General features: G+C 39.5%; 19 protein-coding genes and 1 tRNA gene. 5 read left to right on the plus strand and 15 right to left on the minus strand.

Translation table 11 applies throughout. From position 1 onward, the window contains the following. Positions 1-185: 185 nt before the first annotated feature. From LWP20_RS15490 to LWP20_RS15505, 4 genes are read right to left on the minus strand one after another with little or no spacing between them, the layout of a single operon-like run. Complete coding sequence (locus LWP20_RS15490) at positions 186-608, minus strand: response regulator (RefSeq protein ID WP_242929082.1); 423 nt, start codon at positions 606-608, stop codon at positions 186-188. 27 nt (positions 609-635) lie between these two features. Beyond that, entirely contained in the window at positions 636-1,415 is a 780-nt protein-coding gene (locus LWP20_RS15495) for a sensor histidine kinase (RefSeq protein ID WP_242929083.1), read from the minus strand. Beyond that, on the minus strand, positions 1,409-2,032 hold the full coding sequence (locus tag LWP20_RS15500) for a hypothetical protein (RefSeq protein ID WP_242929084.1): 624 nt from the start codon (positions 2,030-2,032) through the stop codon (positions 1,409-1,411). Before LWP20_RS15500 ends, LWP20_RS15495 begins: the two co-directional genes overlap by 7 nt. 41 nt (positions 2,033-2,073) lie before the next feature. After that, the gene (locus LWP20_RS15505) at positions 2,074-2,400 is read right to left on the minus strand and encodes a hypothetical protein (RefSeq protein WP_242929085.1); all 327 of its coding nucleotides are present in this window, start codon (positions 2,398-2,400) and stop codon (positions 2,074-2,076) included. Between the two features lie 88 nt (positions 2,401-2,488). Here LWP20_RS15505 and LWP20_RS15510 point away from each other — a divergent pair, with 88 nt between their 5' ends. Both LWP20_RS15510 and LWP20_RS15515 read left to right on the plus strand, forming a co-directional pair. After that, positions 2,489-3,292 carry a class I SAM-dependent methyltransferase gene (locus LWP20_RS15510; RefSeq protein WP_242929086.1) on the plus strand — a complete coding sequence of 268 codons (804 nt, stop codon included), beginning with the start codon at positions 2,489-2,491 and terminating at the stop codon, positions 3,290-3,292. Positions 3,293-3,438: 146 nt separating this feature from the next. Continuing rightward, a complete protein-coding gene (locus tag LWP20_RS15515) occupies positions 3,439-3,873 on the plus strand; it encodes a hypothetical protein (RefSeq protein ID WP_242929087.1) in 435 nt (144 codons plus the stop codon). 90 nt (positions 3,874-3,963) lie between these two features. Here the strand turns inward: LWP20_RS15515 and LWP20_RS15520 are convergent, their stop codons facing one another. After that, a complete protein-coding gene (locus LWP20_RS15520) occupies positions 3,964-5,568 on the minus strand; it encodes a hypothetical protein (RefSeq protein ID WP_242929088.1) in 1,605 nt (534 codons plus the stop codon). Between the two features lie 200 nt (positions 5,569-5,768). Between LWP20_RS15520 and LWP20_RS15525 the strand changes: the two genes are divergently transcribed. Further along, the gene (locus LWP20_RS15525; protein ID WP_242929089.1) at positions 5,769-6,542 is read left to right on the plus strand and encodes a glycoside hydrolase family 25 protein; all 774 of its coding nucleotides are present in this window, start codon (positions 5,769-5,771) and stop codon (positions 6,540-6,542) included. A gap of 110 nt (positions 6,543-6,652) precedes the next feature. Here LWP20_RS15525 and LWP20_RS15530 read toward each other — a convergent pair whose 3' ends face one another. The 3 genes from LWP20_RS15530 to LWP20_RS15540 form a co-directional block, all read right to left on the minus strand. After that, the gene (locus LWP20_RS15530; RefSeq protein WP_242929090.1) at positions 6,653-8,296 is read right to left on the minus strand and encodes an ABC-F family ATP-binding cassette domain-containing protein; all 1,644 of its coding nucleotides are present in this window, start codon (positions 8,294-8,296) and stop codon (positions 6,653-6,655) included. A gap of 282 nt (positions 8,297-8,578) precedes the next feature. After that, complete coding sequence (locus LWP20_RS15535; protein ID WP_242929091.1) at positions 8,579-8,920, minus strand: hypothetical protein; 342 nt, start codon at positions 8,918-8,920, stop codon at positions 8,579-8,581. A gap of 68 nt (positions 8,921-8,988) precedes the next feature. Then, the gene (locus tag LWP20_RS15540) at positions 8,989-9,264 is read right to left on the minus strand and encodes a hypothetical protein (protein ID WP_242929092.1); all 276 of its coding nucleotides are present in this window, start codon (positions 9,262-9,264) and stop codon (positions 8,989-8,991) included. 199 nt (positions 9,265-9,463) lie between these two features. Here LWP20_RS15540 and LWP20_RS15545 point away from each other — a divergent pair. Next, positions 9,464-9,535: transfer RNA gene (locus LWP20_RS15545), tRNA-Glu, on the plus strand. Positions 9,536-9,730: 195 nt separating this feature from the next. Here the strand turns inward: LWP20_RS15545 and LWP20_RS15550 are convergent. The 5 genes from LWP20_RS15550 to LWP20_RS15570 form a co-directional block, all read right to left on the minus strand. Next, positions 9,731-9,988 carry a hypothetical protein gene (locus tag LWP20_RS15550; protein WP_242929093.1) on the minus strand — a complete coding sequence of 86 codons (258 nt, stop codon included), beginning with the start codon at positions 9,986-9,988 and terminating at the stop codon, positions 9,731-9,733. Between the two features lie 741 nt (positions 9,989-10,729). Continuing rightward, a complete protein-coding gene (locus LWP20_RS15555) occupies positions 10,730-13,612 on the minus strand; it encodes an ATP-binding protein (RefSeq protein ID WP_242929094.1) in 2,883 nt (960 codons plus the stop codon). Next, positions 13,609-14,655 carry a hypothetical protein gene (locus LWP20_RS15560; protein ID WP_242929095.1) on the minus strand — a complete coding sequence of 349 codons (1,047 nt, stop codon included), beginning with the start codon at positions 14,653-14,655 and terminating at the stop codon, positions 13,609-13,611. The genes LWP20_RS15555 and LWP20_RS15560 overlap by 4 nt, the downstream gene beginning before the upstream one ends. Before the next feature lie 7 nt (positions 14,656-14,662). Then, positions 14,663-15,772, minus strand: coding sequence for a trypsin-like serine peptidase (locus LWP20_RS15565; RefSeq protein ID WP_242929096.1), 1,110 nt, complete (start codon positions 15,770-15,772; stop codon positions 14,663-14,665). A 17-nt stretch (positions 15,773-15,789) separates the two neighbouring features. Continuing rightward, complete coding sequence (locus LWP20_RS15570; RefSeq protein WP_242929097.1) at positions 15,790-17,928, minus strand: DNA/RNA non-specific endonuclease; 2,139 nt, start codon at positions 17,926-17,928, stop codon at positions 15,790-15,792. Positions 17,929-18,290: 362 nt separating this feature from the next. On the opposite strand from LWP20_RS15570, the gene LWP20_RS15575 reads away from it, so the two are divergent. Further along, positions 18,291-19,643 (plus strand): S8 family peptidase, encoded by a 1,353-nt coding sequence (locus tag LWP20_RS15575; RefSeq protein ID WP_242929098.1) that lies wholly within the window; start codon positions 18,291-18,293, stop codon positions 19,641-19,643. An 892-nt stretch (positions 19,644-20,535) separates the two neighbouring features. On the opposite strand, the gene LWP20_RS15580 is transcribed toward LWP20_RS15575, so the two are convergent. Together LWP20_RS15580 and LWP20_RS15585 are read right to left on the minus strand one after the other, a co-directional pair. Then, the gene (locus tag LWP20_RS15580; RefSeq protein WP_242929099.1) at positions 20,536-21,213 is read right to left on the minus strand and encodes a LytR/AlgR family response regulator transcription factor; all 678 of its coding nucleotides are present in this window, start codon (positions 21,211-21,213) and stop codon (positions 20,536-20,538) included. Positions 21,214-21,259: 46 nt separating this feature from the next. Next, a complete protein-coding gene (locus LWP20_RS15585) occupies positions 21,260-22,780 on the minus strand; it encodes a sensor histidine kinase (protein WP_242929100.1) in 1,521 nt (506 codons plus the stop codon). Positions 22,781-23,815 lie beyond the last annotated feature (1,035 nt).

Consider the following 23,815-nt stretch of genomic DNA (forward strand, 5'->3'; position numbering starts at 1 on the left):
CCTTCCGCACTTCCTTAGTGATATTTAGGACTTTGCTTTTTAAACTATAGCCGACGAAGTTTTACAAAAAGCAACAGCCCAAGAATTATCAGAAGTATAAATTTGAATTGCCATCAAAGTATAAAAGCCGAAGCCACAGACAAGATGCTGTGGCTTCGGCTTTTATACTTTGAGGCTCCGTTTACTTAGTAAGGCATAAAATTTTTAATTGTCTGAGAGAAGAAGCAATTGCCTCCTTTCAGCGTTTGTAGCGCATCGCGTAGTTCTTCTGGTTCAGCACTTTTTAGCAAGTAACCGTGCACGCCTTCTTTCAACAGTTTTTCTACCAAAGACTCTTCGCCATACATAGATACGATCAGAATCTTTACTTCCGGGTACTTGCTTATTATGTAACGTGACGTTACAATACCGTCCATCTCAGGCATTTCCAAGTCCAGTATGATAATATCCGGCAAGGCAGATGCTTCTATTTTTTCGATCAGTTCAGCGCCATTACTGGCATCGGCAATTACAGTTATCTCCTTATACGCTTTCAATATTTCCAGCACACCTTTCCTGAAAAGTGTGTGATCATCGGCGATAGCGATTGTAAGTACCTGTAAATCCATAATATAGCTAATAAAACCGAAGTAAAGTTACAAAATTGAAACAGAAATAGCAGCTTTTGTTCCGGAATTTGGCGCCGAATAAAAGTTAAATTTTCCGTCCAATAATTCAATACGGGTTTGAAGGTTTAATAACCCTAACCCATGGTTATTGTTTACCTGCTGTAAAAGTGCCTGATAATCGAAGCCTACGCCATTATCCCTGTATTCTAATTGCAGATCAGAAACGGTAAAATCAAGGTTTACTGTTATTTCAGAGGCTTTGGCATGCTTCAGTGTATTGTTTAAGAGCTCCTGTACCACACGGTATAAAAACAACTCTATCTTAGAGTCTATCCGTTTATCGGTATCATTGCAGGTAAAGATCATCTGTACTCCCGAAGAAGACGGTATAGAACGTTTCATGGCTTCCAGCGCCAGGGGCAAGCCCATTTTCTCCAGCACCACAGGCATCAGGTCGTGCGATATATGGCGCACACTCCCGATCACCTCATTAAGTAATTCCTTCACCTGGTGGCCTGTTTCTTTATTTTCGGACTGGGCCGTAAGCTGGTGCACATTTAGTTTTACTAAGGCCAGCATGGCACCTACTTCATCATGAAGATCGCGGGCAACACGCCGGCGCTCCTCTTCCTGTGCCTGTATGGTAGCATCCAGCAACTGGCGTTGTTTGGCCTCCTGCAATACCCGCAAATGTTCCTGGTGTTGCAGCATGCGGCGCTGGTACTGAAATACAAATGCAATTATACTTACTGCCAAAACCAGCAATACAGGAGTAATAATAATAACTGGCTTCAGGATCTCTAACATGACGTTGCCCTTTTTAGGATGAGTATTAAAGCAGTATAATAAAGTATATTGAGAACCAGTGTTATAGCAATACAAATGCGCGCGGCATCATAAGAAGCAGCAAGGGCCTGGTTGAACATGGCATAAGACATAGTTGTGCCTGCTTTGAGAATCAGGAGGCTACAGCTGAGTAAAAAAACAGGGTCATGGTCCAGGTAAGTAACTGTAAGGTCGTTGGCAACTTTATAAAAGTATAGAATGCCCATTAGTATAAGCATCGCATTTCCGGAAACTTTTGTCAGGGAGTTCATCTGGGTTATACCTTCCAGCAAGAAAGCATCTATCAAACTAACGCTAATGAAAAGTATAGCAGCCAGGATAATCCCCTTCCTGAAGAGCGCTCTTTGGAAGCTAGTATAGAAGATGGCAGCTAAGATCAGGAACTCCAGTAAAGTATGAACATGAACAACCCAGATGTTATTTTTTGCACCTAAGTAAACAACCAGTTGCCCTACCCCTTCTGCCAGTACAGAAACTAACACCAACAGAAGCAGCAACCAGAACTGAATGCTTTTATGGGGTTTACGAATAAAAAAAAGTCCGGCAATAAACGGCACAAGTACCCATAGCGTTCCCATTTCTACAAGCCAGGGATAGACCTTTCTTAGAAAAAATTCCATTAACTATTCAAATCTCCTCCTGTACTGCAATCCGGCGGACAGATCTTAGAACTATCCACTACCATTTCCTCCATATCATTACCTTCAGCATTAGCACCAACTAACACTAATTGTTTCTGCCCTTTTTCGTCTCTTGCGTAATATATCCTGATGCCCATGCATCCCTCCTGGTCTAATAATTTTTGAAGTATATCGCGGCCGTAAAAATGAGCTTTTGTTAAAGTCCCGCTTTCGTCAGCAGTAGCGTAACCGCGGTAATTTTTAGTCCAGGAAGCAGCCAGCGACAGCTCAATCGGAGCGCCTTCAGTGCCATCAAATGTTGCCATCTTGATTTAGTCTTAGGTGAAATACTTTTAAATATAGTAAATTTAATATCCATTAAAAATCTTATATTGAAGTAAATTTCTGCAAATAATGAACGAGAACTACAATTTATACTTTGAGGCCAACCGTAGCCTCTGGAACAAAAAGACACCGGTGCATATTGACTCAGCCTTTTATAATATGCCTGCTTTTTTAAGCGGTAAAACGTCCCTTAATGCGATAGAATTAGAGGAAGTAGGCGATGTAAGCGGCAAAACGTTGCTCCACCTGCAATGCCATTTTGGCCAGGATTCGCTTTCGTGGGCTCGCATGGGAGCAAAAGTTACAGGCGTTGATATTTCTGATGAGGCCGTAAACCAGGCCAGGCAGCTGAACACGCAGTTAGGATTGGATGCCAGCTTTGTCAGAGCAAACATTTACGACCTCAAAGAAAACCTACAAGGGCAGTTTGATGTGATTTTTACCTCATACGGCACCATTGGCTGGCTACCAGATTTAACAAAGTGGGCCGACATTATAGCACAATTTTTAAAGCCGGGCGGCACTTTTTATATCGTAGATTTTCATCCGGTTTTATGGATGTTTGATGAAGAATTTACACACATAAAATATAGTTACCATAACACCCAGGAGCCCATTGTGTCGGAAAGCACAGGTACTTACGCAGACAGGGATGCCCCAATAAAACAAGTAGAGTATGGCTGGAACCACGGCCTCGGAGAAATTATCAGCGCCCTGACTGCTGCCGGATTAAGTATAGAATTTCTGCACGAGTACCCTTACTCTCCTTATAACTGTTTTGCCAACACTGTGCAGGGAAAAGACGGTTACTGGCGGATAAAAAACCTAGAAAATAAAATACCGATGCTTTACTCTATTAGAGCAAAAGGCTAAAATTCATACTTTATACTTGGCTTAAATATTCAGCAACGGCAATTTATTTGCTTAACCAGTAAATTATTCCGTTCTGGCATAGATAATATAATCTGTTTTTAGCATATTCATTAGTAATTTCACACCAATACAAACCAAACCATACTATGTATACAGGAATACAGCATTTTCACTCTTACATGACCTATCTGGTACTGCTGGGTCTGATTATTAGCTTAGGCAATGCCATTGCTGGTTTAGCCGGAAACAAACCCTTCACTGATAAAGATAGAAAACTTAGCCTGCTGGGCCTTATACCAGCTCACTTGCAGTGGGTACTCGGGGTAGTTTTATACTTCCTGTCACCGTTAGGAGCTGCTAATTTTTCAGGCGAAGCCATGAAAGATTCGGTGTCAAGATTGTATATTCTGGAGCACCCACTAACAATGATTATTGCTGTTGTACTGATAACGATTGGTTTCTCGCGTGCCAAGCGTTTAACAGATGATAACAAGCGTTTTAAAAGTATAGCCATTTTCTTCGGTATAGCGCTTTTGCTTATCCTTGTCCGTATTCCATGGAATGCCTGGCCAGGTAACTAAGCCGGTAATAAAAAAGGGACTCAGCTTACTGAGTCCCTTTTTTATTATTTAGAGTATAGTCAGAATCTGGTAATAAACTACTTTATTTCATTAAAATCCTTCTCTGTCGAAATCACTAATCTTGTGGTTGGCTGATATTCTGAATTTCGATTCTGAGCCAAGCTTTAAATGATTGCCGTTCTGTTTATCATAAACTATAGTGTGTTTGCTCCAGCCTTTTACATGTGATATATCTTCTACCTCGTCTTCTCCTTTGCCTCCAATTATAGATACCTTTATACTTTTATTCACCTTTCCGCTCACTTTAAACTGGTCATCATCAGCTAAACCATAAATCCTGATTTCTTTTGTGTCTTTCAAATAAAATACCCGGTGATATAAAACAGCATTATCCTTTGCTCTGTGCATAGTTATTAACATTCTTTCATCGTCTAATCGCTCAACTATAAAGTTCTCCTTCTCGTCAGAGCCCACTATAACTACCACCTTTGCAAGCAATTTATAATATTTATGGGCTACAACCGGCAAAAGGTCTCTCCTGCTTTTTATACTTTGTTCGGTTATTGCCCCAACCAGACTGTATACTTGTCCTGGGAATTTATGCACCGCATTTGCAATGACTTTATCTGTTAAGCGCTGTTGCAAATCCTTTGCAAGAGAGTCAAACTCTGCCTCGGTTATTTCGGATAGAAATTGCTGATCTATATAGGCACTCTTTAACATGAGCGCATGCAGGTTCCGGTAATCGTTGTGAAAGCCTGTAAACTTTTGATAGTTAAGTCCCCGACCAAATAAATGAGGAAGTACGCCATGTGCAAACTTATAAAAAGCCTGGTCACGGTCTTTAGGGACAGGTTTGTAAAGCGTTTGATCTTTAGCCTTAAATTCCAGCCATTCCCATTGCCCCTGGTGCCTGTCGCGGTCATTCAACAGCAAATCAAAAAGCCGTTCCTTGGCAAAAGCTATCGCATCTACCTGGTGCTTATTGTCTTTAAACCGTCGTTTCAGCAGCTTTTTAGAACTGATTATATCAGACAAACTTCCCGCTTCGTCTCTATACCAATTCCTATCATCCAGCTTTTCTTCCAGCATATACAATTTATCTCCGGCCATTAAAGTATACTTGCCAAGTATAACTGAATCTGGAGGCAGGTAAACAAGTTTCGGATTAGCATGCGGAATGCCCGCTGCTTCAGCCAGCGGAGCAACCACTAAAGCGGCATATGGGTTAAGGGCAGCGGTCTGGTCGCGCATAAAATCTGCAACAAACGTTTGCCGCAGCAACGGAGACAATGAACCCGCCGGGTCTTTATCAAGACTACGCAGCGCATAACGAAGCCCCTTGTCATTTACCAGGGTAAAACTTGTAGTCTGTAAATTTCCGCCCACTTTTTCAATCTGAAAACCCTGCTGTTGCAAGTATAAAACCTTAACACGTACAGGGGCAGCCCAAACTTCGCGGTAATGTTGGCCCAGTAAAAAATTATAAAACTTACCATGCGCATAGTGCCTGCCAGCCTGAACTGTAACACTATCTAATAATGGGGTTACATCAGATTTTATAGCGCTTGAATCCGGAGTCTTTACCAAAGGACTTTCTGAGAAGAAATTTTTTGAGGCACAACCAAAGCAAACTATACTTAATGCTACAGTAGTAAGGGCGAAAAACAAGGTGTATAATGGATGAGTTCTCATTACAAACTATAACGTAATGCCTATATTTTGTTTCAGAAATGATTGGATATGTATGAAGTAGTGCAACTTGTACTAATACTTTCATATTTTAGTACAATAATTGAAGCTAACAACGAAGAACTGTAACAACTTACGTTCTTGTATTTATACTTACCATTGCAAAGTATAAACCCAAAATTATACCTTTGCCCTAAGCCTATATGCAAACCAAAACAGCGCCTGTTAAACGCCCATACCGCAACAAAAAAAAGAAGCCTATACCCCTACGGTTTTGGATTGGCATGAGTATGTTAGGTGCAATTGGCCTTTTGTTCCTGTATGTAGAGTTCTTTGGCGAACGCCACACCTCAGTCTGGCCCAAGGGCCATGATATATATGGCATTGATGTGTCTCATTTCCAGAAAAACGTTAACTGGCAGAAAGTACAGGAAAACAACATCAGCTTTGCGTTTATTAAAGCTACGGAAGGCAATTACTTAAAAGACAAAGAATTTGAACGCCACTGGAAGGAAGCGGGCCAAGCTGGCATAATAAAAGGAGCTTACCATTTCTACAGGCCACGCCTCAGCCCTGAAAAACAAGCCAGTAATTTTATAGAAACTGTGCAGCTTTCTAATGGCGATTTGCCACCTGTGCTGGATGTGGAGCATCGTGGATTGAAGTCAGGCGCAAGATTCAGGGAGGAGCTGCAGACCTGGCTAAACCTTGTGGAGCGCGCTTACAATACCAAGCCCATACTTTACACAAATTATCAATTCTACAAAGACCACTTAGAAGGTTATTTTGACAATTACCCGCTCTGGATTGCTCATTACCAGGTACCTAAATTACGTATTTCGCCGGGCCACAACATTAAGTTAAGCTTCTGGCAGCACACCGATATTGGCACTGTAGAAGGTGTTGAGGGTAAAGTAGACTGCAATGTTTTTTATGGATCAATGCGGGATTTGCGTAAGCTTTGCATTGAAAATTAGTACACTTAAGTATAAACTGTCCAGAGATATACTTATAGTATAACAAAAAATGCTTCTTTTAACAAGTGTTTATACTTGCCAAAAGAAGCATTAAAGCTAGTTCCTGTTATCTATTTTGCAACAGCTCTTTCGATCTCGCGCAGGTTTTCCATCTTCTTGTTACGCAGGAAACCATTGATATCTTCGAAGTGCTCCCGGATGCGTTTGTTGCCAAATTCAAACACTTTAGTAGCCAGGCCATCCAGGAAGTCACGGTCGTGTGATACAAGTATAAGTGTACCATCGAATGCCCTTAAAGCATCTTTCAGAATATCCTTTGTTTTGATATCGAGGTGGTTGGTAGGTTCATCCAGGATAAGCAGGTTAACGGGCTGAAGCAAAAGCTTAATCATAGCCAGGCGCGTTTTCTCTCCGCCTGAAAGTACTTTCACCTTCTTTTCTATCGTATCGCCACTGAACATGAAAGCCCCAAGTAAGTCTTTTACTTTAGTTCTGGCATCACCAATAGCTATCTGATCAATGGTCTGAAAAACGGTTAAGTCGCCATCGAGCAAAGATGCCTGGTTCTGGGCAAAATAACCTACCATACAATTGTGCCCTAGCTGCAGTTTGCCTTCATAGTCTATTTCGCCCATAATGGCTTTTACCAGCGTAGATTTACCTTCACCGTTTTTACCTACAAATGCAATTTTCTCGCCACGCTCAATCGTCATGGATGCATCGTTAAACACAGTGTGGTCGCCGTATTTTTTTGTAATGCCATCTACAATTACCGGGTAGTTACCAGAGCGAGGTGCAGGCGGAAATTTCAAATTCAAAGCCGAAGTATCAACTTCATCTACTTCAATAATCTCAATCTTCTCCAACATCTTTACCCGCGACTGTACCTGTAAAGTTTTAGAGTAAGTGCCCTTAAAACGATCTATAAACGCCTGAATTTCGGCAATCTCTTTTTGCTGATCGTCAAACTGTTTCTGTTGCTGCTCGCGGCGCTCTTTACGCAGTTGCAGGTATTGGCTATAGTTTACTTTATAGTCATAAATGCGCCCCATCGTAACCTCTATGGTGCGATTGGTTATGTTATCTACAAAGGTTTTATCGTGTGATATTACTATTACAGCCTTGGCATTATTCACCAGGAAATCCTCCAGCCATTGTATGGATTCAATATCCATGTGGTTGGTAGGCTCATCCAGAAGTATAAGATCGGGTTTTTGTAAGAGTATTTTGGCAAGCTCGATGCGCATACGCCAGCCCCCGCTGAATTCGCTTGTAGGGCGCGTAAAATCTGGCCTTAAGAAACCAAGTCCGAGCAGTGTTTTCTCTACTTCTGCATCAAAGTTTATCTCTTCAATAGAGTAATATTTCTCGCCCAGTTCCGATACCTGTTCAATCAGTTTATAGTAATCATCAGAGTCGTAATCGGTGCGGGTTTCGAGTTGCGCATTCAGCTCATCCATCTGCGCTTTCATATCCAGCACTTTGGCAAAGGCTTTCGATGCTTCTTCAAATACGGTACAATTATCTTCGGTAAGCAAATGCTGCGGCAGGTAAGCAATTACTGCATCTTTAGGCGCTGACACTTTGCCCCGTGTTGGCTTATTTACGCCAGCAATAATTTTAAGAAGCGTAGATTTACCAGCTCCATTTTTACCCATCAACGCAATTCTGTCGTTCTCATTAATGTTAAATGCAACATTGCTAAAAAGTGCCGATCCGTTAAATTCGACTGTAACTCCGTCTACTGAAATCATAATATTTTGAATAAGGTGGCAAAGATACTATTTTCTCTCCCCCATTGCCCGAGATTTTTCCGGTAAAATGTTAGTTTATACTTTCTGTAGGTATACTATAACCAGAGCAGCATACTTGTTGTGTAATCATTATGGCAGGTATAAAGTTCGTTTGTAACAATTTATAAACTATAGAAATTCAGGATTAAGAATTGGCTGATAAAAAAACTTCCTGCCCTAAGTATACATACACTTAAAGCAGGAAGTCCTGTTATCTAATAAAATGATGGGTTGAAACGTTAATTAAGCAGCCTCATCAAATTCAAAATCATGTTCTCCTACGTAACGCGCTACCAGGATGGCACCAACAGTAACAGCACCGGCAGCAAGTATAAGTTGCGTAGTTGTCATTTTTTTAGCTGCTTTTAAAACAAGTGTTCCTACATCGTGCAATAACTCCGGTAATTTTTCGTGACGCCCCTGTAATACGTGCATCGCAGACTCTACTGTTTTTGACATATCATGCGGTTGCAGCAACTTCAATGAGCTTTCAGAGGAACTACTGCTACTCTTATTACCCTGTCCTTTCTGCTGACCGCTGCCACCGTTACCGGCAGCTTTGTTTTGCATATTTTCGTTTTCCATAGTTTTTTTAGTCCAATTGGTATATAATAATAAACTTGCTTGTTATACGGTCAAAATTGGTAAAAGCTTTATGATTTAGCTTTTCCGCCATATTCTTCAATCATTTGCGTCATGCGCTGTACCAAACTATCCGCATTCAGCATCATACTTGCCGGAAACCCAACAGAAAGATCATCAATCTCGAGCGATTCTGCCTCAGAATTATAGTTATACTTTGCAGAAACGCCTTTTTCATTAATTTTCCCTGCATCTCCTTCCAGGCTTAAGCCCATAGATTGGAGCTTACTTTTTAGTTGATTATATACTTCAGGTGTTACACCAGTATAATGTGCACTTCTGGCCATACGTATTAGGTTTAGTTGAATAAGATTAAGTATAACGCAAGAAGATATGTTTTGTTAAACTATGCAACAATCGTTTTAATGATGAAAATTATTGAACTGTAAACCAATTATTTCCGAATTAGCTACAGAAAAATTCATGTAACTCCATTGCAGAAATAAAATCACCCCTTATATTTGCATCGCAATACAGCAATTGCATGGTCCGTTCGTCTAGGGGTTAGGACTTCAGATTTTCATTCTGGCAACAGGGGTTCGATTCCCCTACGGACTACTAGAAAGCCTCTCAGTTTATTCTGAGGGGCTTTTTTTATTGTCATACGTACACATTAGCGTACAAGTCGTAACATCTGGCTAACCTCTGCCATTGCGTACGGCTCTACTTTTCTTCTACCCTGTTTCTAGTCTGGTTTTACCTCTTTTTGCCTTCTAGATGTTGTGCTAAGCAAGATCACATCAAGGAAGATTATTACCTCAGTTTTTCCATGAGCTCTTTCAGATCAATATCATCTAAATACGGCTCAAAGAGTAGGCTGCTTACAAAACCATGCACCAAGGCTATCTGACTATCTTCGGGCGAATACCAGACTTTTGCAAAGAAGCAGGGCATCTCGTAAAGTGCTAAGCTACACCCCATATGAGAGCGCAAGTCTAGAAATCGTCCTGACTGCCCCACCAGTTCTGCCCGCTTATCATTTGGAAGATAGTTGAATTGATAGTAGTCCATAATCTAAAACCTACTGTACTACTACGTTTTCACTTCCAAAACAGACAACAATTAAACCGGAGCGTAATAAGAGCACAGATTATTACCTTCCCTCCTATGCACTCCTTGCATATCATTTTCTAACAAATTAACAGGTGCTATTCCCTTCCTGCAATAACCTCTCGAGGAACCCTTGTTGATGGTATGTATAATAGCAGGTAGTTTGTTTAAACCACAAGAACCTCAAAAACAGGTAGAAAAATCTACAATAAAAAGTAATCCGAATATAATACATAGGCCAGCCAAGTATGTCTATGACCGTCGGCGCTTTATTAAGCGTCGACGTTTCTAAAGAGCAGGTGAGCAAGGACAAGTACGGCAGTCGAGAATTTATACACATTAGGGCGGCCAGAATAGCAATGCTAAGCTATTTTACTAAATTCGGTTTCAGGAATTTTATGTTCACCACATCACAAATACCTTACCATTACTTAGCAAAGCTGTATTTCCCAATAAGAATGGCTACAGAAAAATCCCAAAAATTTCAGACATTTCAGTTTCAGGTGATTGTTAGTAAAGGGCGGGAGTGGCTGAGGCAATTGAAAACAATTTGAGTTGACTGGGTGGGCATTATTTTTTAGGCTTCATTTGTAGCAGCGATTTGATGAGTAGGTCAAATGGACATCCGGAAGCGTAAAATCTGAAGAGCATGCGTTAAGTACCTACAGCCAACTAACAGAATCATTATAATCAAAATTAAAATTATTTAGAATGCTTTTTTATTCTACTTTCCAACGAATAGTTAACTGAGCTTCTATAAATATCAACTAAAGAACTATTAAATTTATTAGATAAATCATTATTAAGAGTGTTTACGGGAATCTCACTCATCCAGTGCTTTATGGAGTTGTTAAGATTTTTACCAACATTTTTACTTATAAAATTTGACCACTCTGATAAGGAGCTACCTTTGATACCGGCACGAACTGCCAATTCACCTTGATCAGAATGTGATTCTGCTTGCAATTGATTGTTCCATTCTGCTAAAGCTGCTGAAAGTATATCAATTTGGTCTTTACTTCGAACATCAATTCCAATCAAATCTACTGATTTATGCAAAATTGATGGAATAATCTTACCAAGTTCTGCTGCTAACTCTCGTAACAGGTTTGGATAGTTGGATAAGAGCTGAACGACATGTTCCTGTAATAACAAAGCTTTTGCATTCTCAATAATATTTGCGCGCTCTTTATCGTGTTCATTCCCTAATTTACGAAGCAGTCTAATGTGACAAACAAGAACTCGCAACACTTCAATAGGTTCTGTATGTTCAGTAATAGTATGTTCGGCTTCTTTTATAAATGTGAGTGCTAAATCTAATTTACCTTGTGCTTCCTGTATTAACGCAGACTGCAACAACAGTTCACGAACAAGTAATTTATTTCCTGACTTATTGACCGATAGTAGTGCCCGATTTACTAAAGTTTCCGCCTCTCTAAATAAACCCATCATACGAAGAGCCTCTAGTTCAAGGTGATAGAGTGGGCTAGTTGGACTTCGTTCTTGCCTCTCTCGCAGTACATCTAATGCACCTATAGCATTTCCAGTCTGAAGATGACGCTGTGCAGTTTTAGCAGTGATTTCTTCCCAGTATTCCAAGTCTGATCGTTTAAGTAAATTTGTATCGGGTGTTACCCCTAATTTTGAAGAGAGCCAGATACGAGCACGGTCTGGAAGTTCTTCTATTGCATACTGTAATAGTGGTTTTAATGTTGGTTGCCATAGATTATCAACTTTAGAGAATTCATCTCCACGAGAAAGCCTATGATAAATTTCTTCTGCACGTGAGAATTCATCATGTAAATCAGCATAATATTCAACTGCAAGATCGTGTATCGATTTTAAAACATCACTTGAGATTTCATTCTTTAGATCATTTATCATGATACGACGCACATCTTGCCGATGCCGCAGTGAGCTATCCAATGGATCAACTTCAACTAGTGAAACTTCCTTGGAAAGACTTTGCATTAGCAATTCAGCTTCATAATATGAATTTAGTTTTAAGTTGCACGGTTTTGCTAGCACATTGATTATGACTGACGGTGTGATACGTCGTACAACTAGACCTGGAAAAGCTAATTTCTTAACTTCTGGATCATGAATATGAGCTAAGATTCTTCCATATAACCGTGCCTGTATTACTTCATCATTTACTCTAGAAATCAGCCATCCTCGTGAGCCTACACTTCGTAACTTTTCAACACCTTGTTCTTGGAAAACTTTAACAGCAAGACGAAGACTCAGAGGATTATAACCTACAACATCTAAAATCTCCTCTACAATTTTTTTATTAATAATTATTTCCTTCTCGGACTTACTTAAACATACCTCTAGAAATTGACGAGCCTCCCTTCTATCGAACTCTTTCAAAAGAAGTTTTTGAACAGGAAAATTTCGAACCAGCGCTCTTCCAGATATGATTATTCTTAGATTAGGAGCAAGTTCTTGTATAGTCACAAATAAACTCCATAATTCCTCCACAACCTCATTACCAAGAAATTGGGCTTCCTCAAACGTGTCCACAACAAACAATACTGGAGCGTTTACAGATCTTACTAATTCTCCGAATACTCTCGCGGATGAACTAATGTGAGAATCACTATAATTACTAAGAATAATAGACTTTGATATTTCATAATTGTCCATATTGAGCAAGGCAACTTCAATAGCATCTTTAAGCCGATTAAACTCAAGCTCCAATTCTAAATACTGACTTGCCAACTGACGAGCTCCTTCTAATAGAAGAGTGCTTGGTTGTTCTAAGTTCAATATTGGTCTATCTAAATCAAGATAAACAAATGGTAATTTATCTGTGCTTGTTTTTTCAAAATGATCTAAGATAAATCGCGCTAATAAAGTAGACTTACCCATTCCACCCGGACCATATACTAATAATGGGGGCCTTTCAAACAAACTATATACAAGATTGGAAGCGAAACGCCTTACATTGCGCAGGAAGTCTTTTGTTGGCAAAACACCAACATAATCAGCTAAAATAACCAATTCTTCTTTTCTTCCAATGAATGTAGTTGAATTCAAACGACGAAGTGGTTCTAACAATTCTGCAACCGGCAAAGTTTTCTCCACCTGTTCTTTAACTGCTGTTGCTTCCACTAATATGTTATCAAACCATTGTAAAATTGATAACAATGAGAGAAGTTCTGTGCGTGTAAAGTCCTCTATACTTACTTTACCAGTTTGAAGAAATTCATTTACAAATTTTTGACCAGGAACTTGTGGTTGAATTTTACTTGCTTGTAGTACTTTTAACATTTGCTCCCTTGTACCCAAGCGCTTTAATGCAGCCCGACGTACTGAAAGATTAACTTGCCAAAAGTTACCCTCACTAGAACCTACATAAGGCTCACAATATTTAAGAAAATTTCTCCAGCCTTTATGATTCTTATGTGTTATTTGTTTTTTATATACAGGATGAATTTGTTCAGGATCAAAATAAACAAGTAAACATGCTACTTCTAGATAAGAGGCATCAAGGTCTTCTTCAGTTTCAAAAATTTGTTTATATACCAACCTGTACTGATCCTGAAATTGATCTAGTTCTTCTTTAGAAAATTCCTTCATGCTATAGAAACATTATTTGTTCGTAAAAAAGCGCGAAGCCTCTCATGAATTAGTCTCATACCTTCTTTATCTAGAGCAGGAGGAGGAACTATTAAGCCAGCGAATATTTCGCTGCACTTAGTTTCAATCTCAACGGGCGTATAATTACTCCCAGAGGATTGAGCAACTTGTACTAAGTAATTTTCTATATCTTTCTTGTCAAGTGGTATAATGTCCTCTACAAGCACCCCACCCATAGATTTAAATGCGGATGTGTTATTATGTCCAAGCACTACAATCCAAAGATTTATACTCGGATTGTCTGCAACGTATTTAACTAATTCATCGACAAAAATTTGTGAATCTGACCCAGCTTCGCTCAAATCATAATGATCAAACACAAGACACCACTTAACATCATTTCCAAGAGCATTTCTGGCCTGTTCCCTTAAGTACCCACCTAATACAGATGGAAAATTTTTTATTTGCCTAGATAATTGTGCTTCAGAATCAGGAAACCTTTCATTTGGCAGAGACATTTCATTTTTAAGCTTAAAAATCATATCCTCTAAACTGTTGTTACCCATATCAATTTGAACCGCTAGTATTTTCTCGTGTTCTGCAACATACTGAACCAACCATTTGATATGAGTACGACCACTATTTCTTGGCCCACTAGTAATTAATGCATGATAATTAAAAGTACCACCTGGTGGCTTATCGAATAGGTTTTTTAGCTTGCTTTTTAAACTTTGTCGGTCAACAACAGGTTTGTCAAATGGCGAAAGAGCATCATATGGATTCTTAGTTCGTAAACCAAGATATTCACATATAGCACTACGCAACTCAGGCCAAGGGCTTATCATCAAAAGATGGACTAAAAATCTATTTAGAGTAACATTATCCATCTCTAACTGTTGCATCAATTGAAAAACTACTGTCTCATAATTTGGACCAATAGAATATTCTTCAAGTCGCCTATTTAAAGCATAGTACACAACAGCGTTTAATTGGTCTAATGTATACCTTCTAATTTCTTTCTCTAGCCGTTCCCGCTTATTCATGGCTATTCTATCTGTTATTTCCCCAAAAAATTGGAACATTAGTCTTTTGTTCCATCTTGCTTATAACATGCCTAAGTGGTACACATTGATTATACCGTATGCCATTAGGATCACTTGCATGATGTATACCAAAAGGAGAAAGGTTGACATCGAAGCAGGGAGATCCCGAGGAACCATTTTCAGTATTTACACTGTGCCTTAATCGGTTTGCGTTCGTGTTGTAATTAAGGACTGTACCAAACGCTAATTCTAATGGCCTTCCTTGAGGATGTTGTGGTATCAGCACGACATCATTGGATTGCATAACAGTTGGATTGTTTTGAATTTGAATCCATCCTCTTTTTTTACCCTCCGGCAAGACATCTTCACCAACATCTTCATTTAACTGCACCAAAGCATAATCTAATTCTGTATTTGTTGGCTCTACATTTGATTGACCTATATCTGCAAGCGCATAAGGACTGTAATCAATCAGCCATGAGCTTGCTACCGTAGTAACCCTACTCCTAACTTGCTGAGATAAGCTTACATCAACGGAATAATCAAAACGACAAGCAATATCTCCTGGAGCAAAACCATTCAATTGTTTATGCACATCCATAATGACATGATAGGCTGTTAGAATAAGGTTTGGAGCAACTAACCAGCCTGTTCCTACGGCATTGCCTTCTGGAATCTCAATACGGCAAATCTGACAACCTATAGAACGGAGGCGCTGAGTAAAGTCAGTAAACCCTTGAAATGATGTACGTTGCTCAAGAATTTTCTCCAGCGTTCGACTAGAGGTAATCACATCAATTGGTAGTGTCTCCTGATAATCTGGAGGTATAACCTGTTGAGTTGTCAAACCTAGTTGCTGAAGTAAATTTTGCAATCTTAAGTTGCCATTCCTATAACCTCCTGCCCCTATCAACAATTTATCAAGCCATCCTCCCTTCAGTGCTTGATCTACGAGCTCATTAACAATAATAGTAAAACCTACTTGTAAGCCAACCTCATCTTCTAATCTTAATCCTAGCTTCAACATCAACATTCGCTTGAAATGATTGAGATCAAACGCGCTTTTAAGAGCACTCTCTATTTGCTCTCTCTGTTCTAGTGTAAGATTATCTATCATGGTTTGGAGTTGTGTGATTATCTAAATCTTATTTGGTTAACATTTGTCAAATATAACTCAGGAACCTCGAGTTGAGTATTAAGAGGATCCACTTCAGTTAATTCACCAAAAGATAAGCCCGTTCGTTGCTCAATAAGTGTGATAGGCACTTGGGCTGTCTTATGCTTACCAAAGATAAATTCGTCCTCACTAAGGTATTCCTTCTGTGACATAATGTATCCAGTAGCACAGAGTTCATTTGTATCATCATGTACAAAAGCTATTACTTTCCAAAAAGAAAGAGGTACTTTTACACCTTCACTATACTTTGTTATTGGATCACTATCTTCCAAAATGGGTCCAGTAAATACGGAAATTCGCATATCATCGGCGCGTGCATTGTGAAGAGCATAGTTTTCTAGTTCAAGCCAAACCCCTCCATTATGTATTTGCATTTGTGGCACAGCATTTGTAACATGCATTGAGTCAGCATTCCCTTTCATAGCCTCCTCATCACTACCCCATATCGGATCTTCTCTCCTTGTCATATGGCCACGGCTAAATTTAGGAGGAGCGCCATAACACTCTTTTATAATTTGGGTTTCCCTAGGTATCCTCGGATCTAGCTTCCAGCCAACTCGCTTCATGCCTCTTGAGCTTTTCCCATCGATGTTAACTGCACTGAACAAACAAATACGACGGGTGCGACTCATAACAACGGAAAAATGCTGATATTTAAGCTCATACTCAGCTCCGTCACTTGTGCTGAAAGTAAGTAAATCATGCTTACGTCTTGGGTCAACTACCTCAGGAAGAGACACTATATAATCTTCTCCTATAAAGTTAACATTGTAGCCTTTCCGATCTAAATAGTCTTCAGGTCTAGCTTCAATATCTAAATTGACGTCTTCACCATCAACAGCTATAGATGTATCATCATTAAGGTTATAGATTTCTTTCCCATTTAAAGACTCTCCGAAAGAGATAGTCACCTGCAGCGGTATAGTAAAAGTAGTTGAAGCAAGGGACCTCTGATTATGCTTCAGATTATCTGTTGATATAAAGCTAATTGAGTGCTTATTATTTGATGGAGTTACTTTATTTTCACTTCCTCGCTTAGTCTGGAGTGTGTCTGGAGTATAGGAAGGCCTTCGATTTTTAGTAGCAAGTTGCAAATTCTGCTTAACTATAGAGGCCGGGACTGCAAAATTTGCTTCTAGAAATCGCCCGGCAAAGTGTAAACCCAGAGCCTCACCAGATGATAAATCGAAAACTACTGAACCGGAGTTACCGCCCAAAGTAGAGCAGTCATGTAGTAAAGTTTTACCAACTGAGATAACTTGACCGGGAGCTAATCGTTTCTTGTCAAATACATCTCCAAAAATATCAATCATAAGCTGCTGATCAGGTATTCGACTATCACGGGCAGGATAACCAATAACAGCAACATCTGGGTTACCATCAATGTGTCTAGTTGAGAGAGTAATTGGACTTGGCATTTCCTTCCCATCAACTGGTTCAACTTGAAGAAAGGCTACATCTGGAGCATGACTTTCTGCAATATGTAGAATCCTTTTGAGCCTGAATGTGAAATCCCTTGGATTATCAGCCTCCTCCAAAAAATCTATAGAAGCTCTAATACTATTTCCATCGGTACCTTGTCTAAAAACAAAACCATTTCCGTTACTTCTACCAAACAATTCTGCTACATGACGATTGGTAACAACAATATCTTTTTCTACTAACCATCCTGTTCCTAGCCAAGTGTATCCTACTGGATGATTTTCTACTTCTATTCTGCCAACTGCTTGTATAGCGATATTTAATTGTTCTTGTGCAGCTATCAATTTATTTCTCCATACTTCACTTTCTGCCTCTTTAAAATTTAGAATAGTTTCACCTTCATATACAGAAAGAACTGGCCGTCCAACACGAAGTACAATAGTCTCTAGTGCTGAATTCTTGAGAGCAGGTGTTGTTTGAATTCCTTCAAGCCCTCCAGCTGATTCAGTAAACACAGATTTAAGCCTCGGTACTAGCTGTCCAGCTTGTCTTTTAAACTTTTCTGCATTTCTTATTTGTTGTAGCTCATCTGCTAACTGAGAATCACTCTTCTCAATTTTGCCAACAAATTCACGCACTTTACCATCTAAGTCATTTGCTGTTAACGTGATCATAAGTAATGGATTAAGATTATTGTTTTATAGCGATAGTTATTTTCTTTAAAAAGCATTTGAATAACTGTATACAGGTAAAGGTGCAGTTAGAGCAAATTAATACCACGCGGTCTTAAACTTTAAACATCTAATGCTTCTTTTACTTTAAAAGATTACCCTATAAGCAAGTCATTCCGTTAAACATAGGCCCAAATCATAATTTTCCCTATAAATACCATACATCCCACATTTATATGTTAATACTATACATATTTAATTTTATAATATATATTATAATTAAAAACTAAATATCAATATTTAAAACTAATTCGTATAACTATAACAATTTTCATTTTAATATTATCAACTAATTATGCAATGCTATGAAAAAGCCTAAACTGGGAAAGCAAATCTTCTTATCTGAGAATAATGAAAGACTTCATTCGTTTGAAAAGCATATGCTTGAGAGTGGAAATGGTTATTCTTCTGACAAGCCTCTATACACAGGGAGGTACTTTATGATTTATACAAATGGGTTAGAAGGTGCTGCCAGAACTGAATCTCTATTGGAATCAGCAGCGGGCTTAAAAGTAGCGAGCATAACCGATTTCTCTCCTAGAGAATTTACAGAAGATAAAGTTGAGGATGCAGATGTTTTGCTATACCCTCAGTTTGGAATCGCCTTGGTCAGCGCAGAGGAAGGCCAAATACAAATGCTTGAAGCCAGAAGTCACGGACGGGATTATATATTAGAACCAGAAAAGATAGTATATGTGCCTGACGATATTCCCTCCGCTCTTAATGTACCTACTACTTGGGGCATAAGTGCAATAAGAGCTAATTCATCTCCCTTTACTGGAAGAGATGTAAAAATAGCTGTGTTGGATACAGGCTTTGATCTTGATCATCCTGATTTCAAAGACCGTGAAATTATTTCTGAATCTTTTGTTCCTAATGAGTCAGTAAATGACAAGCATGGACATGGAACACACTGCATAGGTACAGCCTGCGGTAATATAAATTATAACGGTATTAGGTACGGGGTTGCCAGAAATAGTATTATATATGCAGGAAAGGTGTTAAGTAACAGAGGCAGTGGCGCACAGGCATGGATTTTGAATGGCATGAACTGGGCTATATCAGAAGGATGTCGTGTTATATCTATGTCTCTCGGATCTGCTGTATTCCCAGGTCAAGGTTATGATCCTGCATATGAGCGTGCAGCAAGTTTTGCTCTTTCTAAAGGCACAGTTGTAGTAGCTGCTGCCGGTAACGAGAGCCGAAGATCTCATGGAGTTGTAAATCCGATAGGTAGCCCCGCAAATTGCCCTTCTGTTTTAGCTGTTGGAGCACTCGACCGTTACTTAAATGTGGCAGACTTCTCTTGCAAATCAATAAACCCAGGACAAATGGTAGATATTGCAGCGCCTGGAGTAGACGTATACTCTTCATGGCCTATGCCAACTAGGTACAGATCTATTTCTGGCACAAGTATGGCGACGCCTCATGTTGCAGGTATATTAGGCTTACTTTTTGAGCAATATCCTGCTGAATCTCCGCAATTTGTTGTGTCACAATTATTAGAAATGGCACAGCCGCTTGAGCAGGATTTCAGAGATGTAGGACGAGGATTAGCAATATCACCTTCAAAAGTTTATCATGAAGCAGAAAGTAGTTATTACAATCAAGAACAAGTATTTAGACCAACTTCCAGAAATAGAGTCCATGCTTACTAAAGAAGGTCTAATTATAGATAAATCGTTTGAATATGGAGTAATAACAGGACAGATAGAAGAGAGTCAAATTAAGCTCCTTAGTACATTACCTGAATTTGAAGACTTTAAATTGGATCAGGTGAAAGAATATCTTCCTCCACCTGATTCTGAGGTTCAATAGATGCTCTATTTGACTACCGATGTCTACACTTTACTGTTTCATAAGAATAAAGTAAAAGGCACCTTAGATATATGTTTGCTTCTAATTAGCTAACGGCTAATGATTTCATCCATGGAATAGTTGAGGTTGATAGTTCTATATAATATTTCTGAAAATACTCTTGAGAGCCTTCATCTATCATAGTGAATATGTTTATCCATTTAGTTTGATAGATAAAATTTACAAATAACAATTACACAATTAAAGGAATAATTTATACTAAAAGTAACTTAAGTAAATTAAGCAATATGGCATATAAAGGTTATGATCTTTTATTGAATAAATCATTTACTTATATAATTTATTAATTTTTTATTACAAAAGTAACATTCATCATTTTGACAAAAAGTATTTTGTAAAGTTAAAGCTTGGACTTATTAATTCCCATTGAAGGTTGATGCATACTGAATGTTTCTTCTAACAGGTAAGATTCCATTACATTCAAATCCTTGTGGAAATAGTTCGATAATACCTTCCTTTGGTCTACTAAAAAGCCTATTAGAGCAATCTTAAAGGCTTTTCTTTCCAGGACGTAGTCAGCTACTCATCGATTAGCGCCTGTTCTACTTATTGAATACTTCTTCTTTTTGCAAAGTCCATACCTGTAAGATAATCAGTATCCTTCACCCTTTGGTAGCAGATTAAAATTTCAAATCATGCTTTAGGCAGAGATCAAAAGCTATTGCTCCATACTTACATGATCTGCAGTTGCTGCATGTAAGATGCCCCGACAGGCACAGGATTGCCTTTTATACAAACTTGGTGGCGCTCAATTTTATCGATCCGGTCTTTGGCTACAATGTAGGAACGGTGCACACGTATAAACTTACCGGGTGGCAGCAGCTCGCATACTTCGCTGATGGTCATGCGAGTCAGTAGCTTTTTATTTTCCAGCACAAACGTGACGTAGTTGCCGGCAGCCTCCAGGTATAAGATTTCGGAATAATATACTTTTACCTGCTCGTAACCTGTTTTAAGAAATAAATAATCTTTGACCGATGCAGGCGAGTTGCTACGCAGTTGCAGCAGCTCCTGTGCTTTGTTGCAGGCCTTCACAAAGCGGACCAGCGAAAAAGGCTTCAGCAGGTAATCGATGGCGTCCAGTTCAAAACTGGTAACAGCATGTTCAGAGTAGGCAGTTGTAAAAATGACCAGCGGCTTTTTCTGCAGGCTCGTCACAAACTCCAGACCCGAAATATCGGGCATTTTGATATCCAAAAACAACAGGTCTACTGACTCATTCTGCAGGTACTCCAGCGCCGTAAAAGCATCGGTAAAACAGGCAACTAGCTCTAGGTAAGGCACTTTCACCGAAAGCGAACGCACTACCTCCAGCGCCATGGGTTCATCGTCCATTGCTATTGCTCTCATACTTGTTCTAGTTTATACCTGGTCCTGAAATCTACTTCCGTTATACTTACAATTGCAGTGTCAGGTGCACAAAATATTCTTCAGGCGTTTCCCGGATAATGAGCTCGTGCTTGTTAGGGTACAGCAGGTTAAGGCGCTGTTGCACATTCTGCAGCCCTATTCCTGATGTGTTCTTCTCCGGGTCATGCTCCTGCTTGGTGTGGGTGCTGTTGTAAACATCAAAATAGAGCTTGTTCTTATCGCTATGCAGCGATACTCTGATCCAAGACTTCTTTTTAAGGCTGATGCCGTGTTTAAAGGCATTTTCTAAGAACGGGATGAGCAGCATCGGTGCGATGTACTTGTTATCAACCACCTCTTCTATTTTGGTTTCGATCGCGATATTGAGTGAGGAAGAGGTGCGCAACAGCTGCAGATCGATGTAATTGCGTACGTACTCGATCTCCCGCGACAATAGAATTTTTTGCTGATGATTCTCGTGCAACATAAAGCGCATCATGTCGCCCAGCATCTGGATACCCTGTGCCGTGCGCTCACTGTTTTCCTGCAGGGCCGTGCCATACAGCGTATTCAAGGCATTGAATAGAAAGTGCGGGTTAATCTGGGAGCGGAGAAAATCGAGGTTGGCGTTGGAGCGACCCAGCTCATTTTTCAGCACATACAGTTCTTCCTTTCCCTTCATCTGGCGTTTGAACAGCACCCAGATAAGCGGAACCGTTATAAACAACTGGAAAACGGCGTTGAACATGCTGAACCCGAAGGCAAAGTCCTCGTCCTGCGTTAGGGGCATCGATATCAAAGCAACAGGAAAATACGAGGCGGCCACTATCAGCGCACAAATCAGGGCGTAAAACCGGAACGGCTTTTTCTTGCTGAGCGCCTTTGGTATCAGGGTGTAATACGCATAGCAGTAGAGGATAATGGCACTCAACGACAAGATGGCCCAGCCTACCGTAATTTCTTCGCCAATGTTGATGATCAGGAACAGAAATACGCTCACCATCCATACCACAAAAGCCATAAGGCCGTCGCGGGTGATGATTCGGTATTTAGACTGTAGGGTGGCCGAGTCTGCCAACAGGTATATTCCGCTATACTTGATAACGATATAAAACCCGAGCATCAGCAAGAGCCAGAAAGTATAATGAAAGCTTTTCTGGAAAATGAATTCATACGTCTGATCTTCTGAACTGAACCTGTTGAAAAGATAGGCCTTAGTATAAGTGTCTGTTATGCCAAAAATTATTCCCAGCACAACAAAAGTCATGAGCGTCATGAAAATGTTTTGCCATACTTTTTCTTTCCGGATCAGCCGGGGCACGACCACAAAATTCATGAACAGGAAGGCCAGGTATAGCACCGTGAACCGTACCAGCTGCGGCCAGAAATAATGCTCGAAGTAGCGATAAACAATTCCGGCCTCTTCGAAAAACGATTGATTCGGGCTGATTTCGGTCGAAAGCGAGAACAGAGCAAACACATAAATGGTAGTGGCCGCCCAAAACTCCACTTTGTTCCGGTGGATTGGTTCAGCTATATAATTCTGGATGGTGAGATCATTTTTCATAAATCAATGATAAGAGATAGCGGTGAGGAAAAACAAAAAAAGTGATGAAAGCCTTAAAGCTTGGGACGAAATGAGTATAAATTAATGATACTCCTCCCTGCTAACAGTTGCTACTCTATCTGAGACAGCACGATAGAATCAGTTACCGACTCTATTATTCGTGGGTTAAAAGTTGACGCTACTAGTGCAGTAGCAACCGAAGCAGCAATGCTTTCCGTTATTTGTGATTTAAATGTGCAGGATGTGCCCGCCACTATATTTATACTCAATAAAAATATAATGCTAAATCTTTTCCTGCAAACCGAGTTGAGTGGTTTAAAAGCGCTCATAATAATATCATAGTTTTAGATGTTCCTAGGCTGATTATGAGCAAGGTTAAGCAGGAATTACAACAGGCTAAACTAAATGTGATGAATAACTAATAAGATGTGATGAAATGCATTTTAAACAGATAGTTTCATGCATTTTTATTTTTATAAAATTAGATATAAGTTGAAGTAACTATATACAAGGAGCGAAAAAAACTAGTTATACCTGTTGCGGGATGAAAAAAGCCGCTCCTAATGAAGAACGGCTACTCACTTTTGAACACCAGACTTTGGCATGCCCTTATTATCTGCCTTTTGTTCGGGCCTCTATCAGTTCCTTTTCCGCATAATGGTCGGCTTTATCCTTTACATTATAGAAAACAAAAAATGTTTTCCGATTATCTCCTCCACCTCAAAGCAGTTATCAACGCACTAACAAATTGCACTAAATCTATTGCTATACAACTAGATTACGGATCAAAAATATAGAAAAATATACAATTTCTATTAGCTATACTATCCATATCACTAACCCTGTTGGGCATGCGTCTAACTAACAACTATACAATTCTATAGCAAAATCCTTCTGTAAAATCGTATTTATATTCATAACACATTATTTCAGGACTCTTGCAAGAATATCCTCTTTCACGTCTGCTTGCTGAAAACATCAATAGCAAGCCCTCTCTTCTTATGTACTGCCGATCAGTCACTCCACCACATTTAC

Source organism: Pontibacter vulgaris (assembly GCF_022758145.1).
Classification (GTDB): domain Bacteria; phylum Bacteroidota; class Bacteroidia; order Cytophagales; family Hymenobacteraceae; genus Pontibacter; species Pontibacter vulgaris.

Excerpts from the sequence above, each read along its gene's own strand:
- LWP20_RS15575 (WP_242929098.1), top strand. The coding sequence starts at position 18,291 with ATGAAAAAGCCTAAACTGGGAAAGCAAATCTTCTTATCTGAGAATAAT.
- LWP20_RS15510 (WP_242929086.1), top strand. The coding sequence starts at position 2,489 with ATGAACGAGAACTACAATTTATACTTTGAGGCCAACCGTAGCCTCTGG.
- LWP20_RS15515 (WP_242929087.1), top strand. The coding sequence starts at position 3,439 with ATGTATACAGGAATACAGCATTTTCACTCTTACATGACCTATCTGGTA.
- LWP20_RS15585 (WP_242929100.1), bottom strand. The coding sequence starts at position 22,780 with ATGAAAAATGATCTCACCATCCAGAATTATATAGCTGAACCAATCCAC.
- LWP20_RS15570 (WP_242929097.1), bottom strand. The coding sequence starts at position 17,928 with ATGATCACGTTAACAGCAAATGACTTAGATGGTAAAGTGCGTGAATTT.
- LWP20_RS15530 (WP_242929090.1), bottom strand. The coding sequence starts at position 8,296 with ATGATTTCAGTAGACGGAGTTACAGTCGAATTTAACGGATCGGCACTT.
- LWP20_RS15535 (WP_242929091.1), bottom strand. The coding sequence starts at position 8,920 with ATGGAAAACGAAAATATGCAAAACAAAGCTGCCGGTAACGGTGGCAGC.
- LWP20_RS15495 (WP_242929083.1), bottom strand. The coding sequence starts at position 1,415 with ATGTTAGAGATCCTGAAGCCAGTTATTATTATTACTCCTGTATTGCTG.
- LWP20_RS15500 (WP_242929084.1), bottom strand. The coding sequence starts at position 2,032 with ATGGGAACGCTATGGGTACTTGTGCCGTTTATTGCCGGACTTTTTTTT.
- LWP20_RS15555 (WP_242929094.1), bottom strand. The coding sequence starts at position 13,612 with ATGAAGGAATTTTCTAAAGAAGAACTAGATCAATTTCAGGATCAGTAC.
- LWP20_RS15560 (WP_242929095.1), bottom strand. The coding sequence starts at position 14,655 with ATGAATAAGCGGGAACGGCTAGAGAAAGAAATTAGAAGGTATACATTA.
- LWP20_RS15505 (WP_242929085.1), bottom strand. The coding sequence starts at position 2,400 with ATGGCAACATTTGATGGCACTGAAGGCGCTCCGATTGAGCTGTCGCTG.
- LWP20_RS15550 (WP_242929093.1), bottom strand. The coding sequence starts at position 9,988 with ATGGACTACTATCAATTCAACTATCTTCCAAATGATAAGCGGGCAGAA.
- LWP20_RS15525 (WP_242929089.1), top strand. The coding sequence starts at position 5,769 with ATGCAAACCAAAACAGCGCCTGTTAAACGCCCATACCGCAACAAAAAA.
- LWP20_RS15490 (WP_242929082.1), bottom strand. The coding sequence starts at position 608 with ATGGATTTACAGGTACTTACAATCGCTATCGCCGATGATCACACACTT.
- LWP20_RS15565 (WP_242929096.1), bottom strand. The coding sequence starts at position 15,772 with ATGATAGATAATCTTACACTAGAACAGAGAGAGCAAATAGAGAGTGCT.
- LWP20_RS15540 (WP_242929092.1), bottom strand. The coding sequence starts at position 9,264 with ATGGCCAGAAGTGCACATTATACTGGTGTAACACCTGAAGTATATAAT.
- LWP20_RS15520 (WP_242929088.1), bottom strand. The coding sequence starts at position 5,568 with ATGAGAACTCATCCATTATACACCTTGTTTTTCGCCCTTACTACTGTA.
- LWP20_RS15580 (WP_242929099.1), bottom strand. The coding sequence starts at position 21,213 with ATGAGAGCAATAGCAATGGACGATGAACCCATGGCGCTGGAGGTAGTG.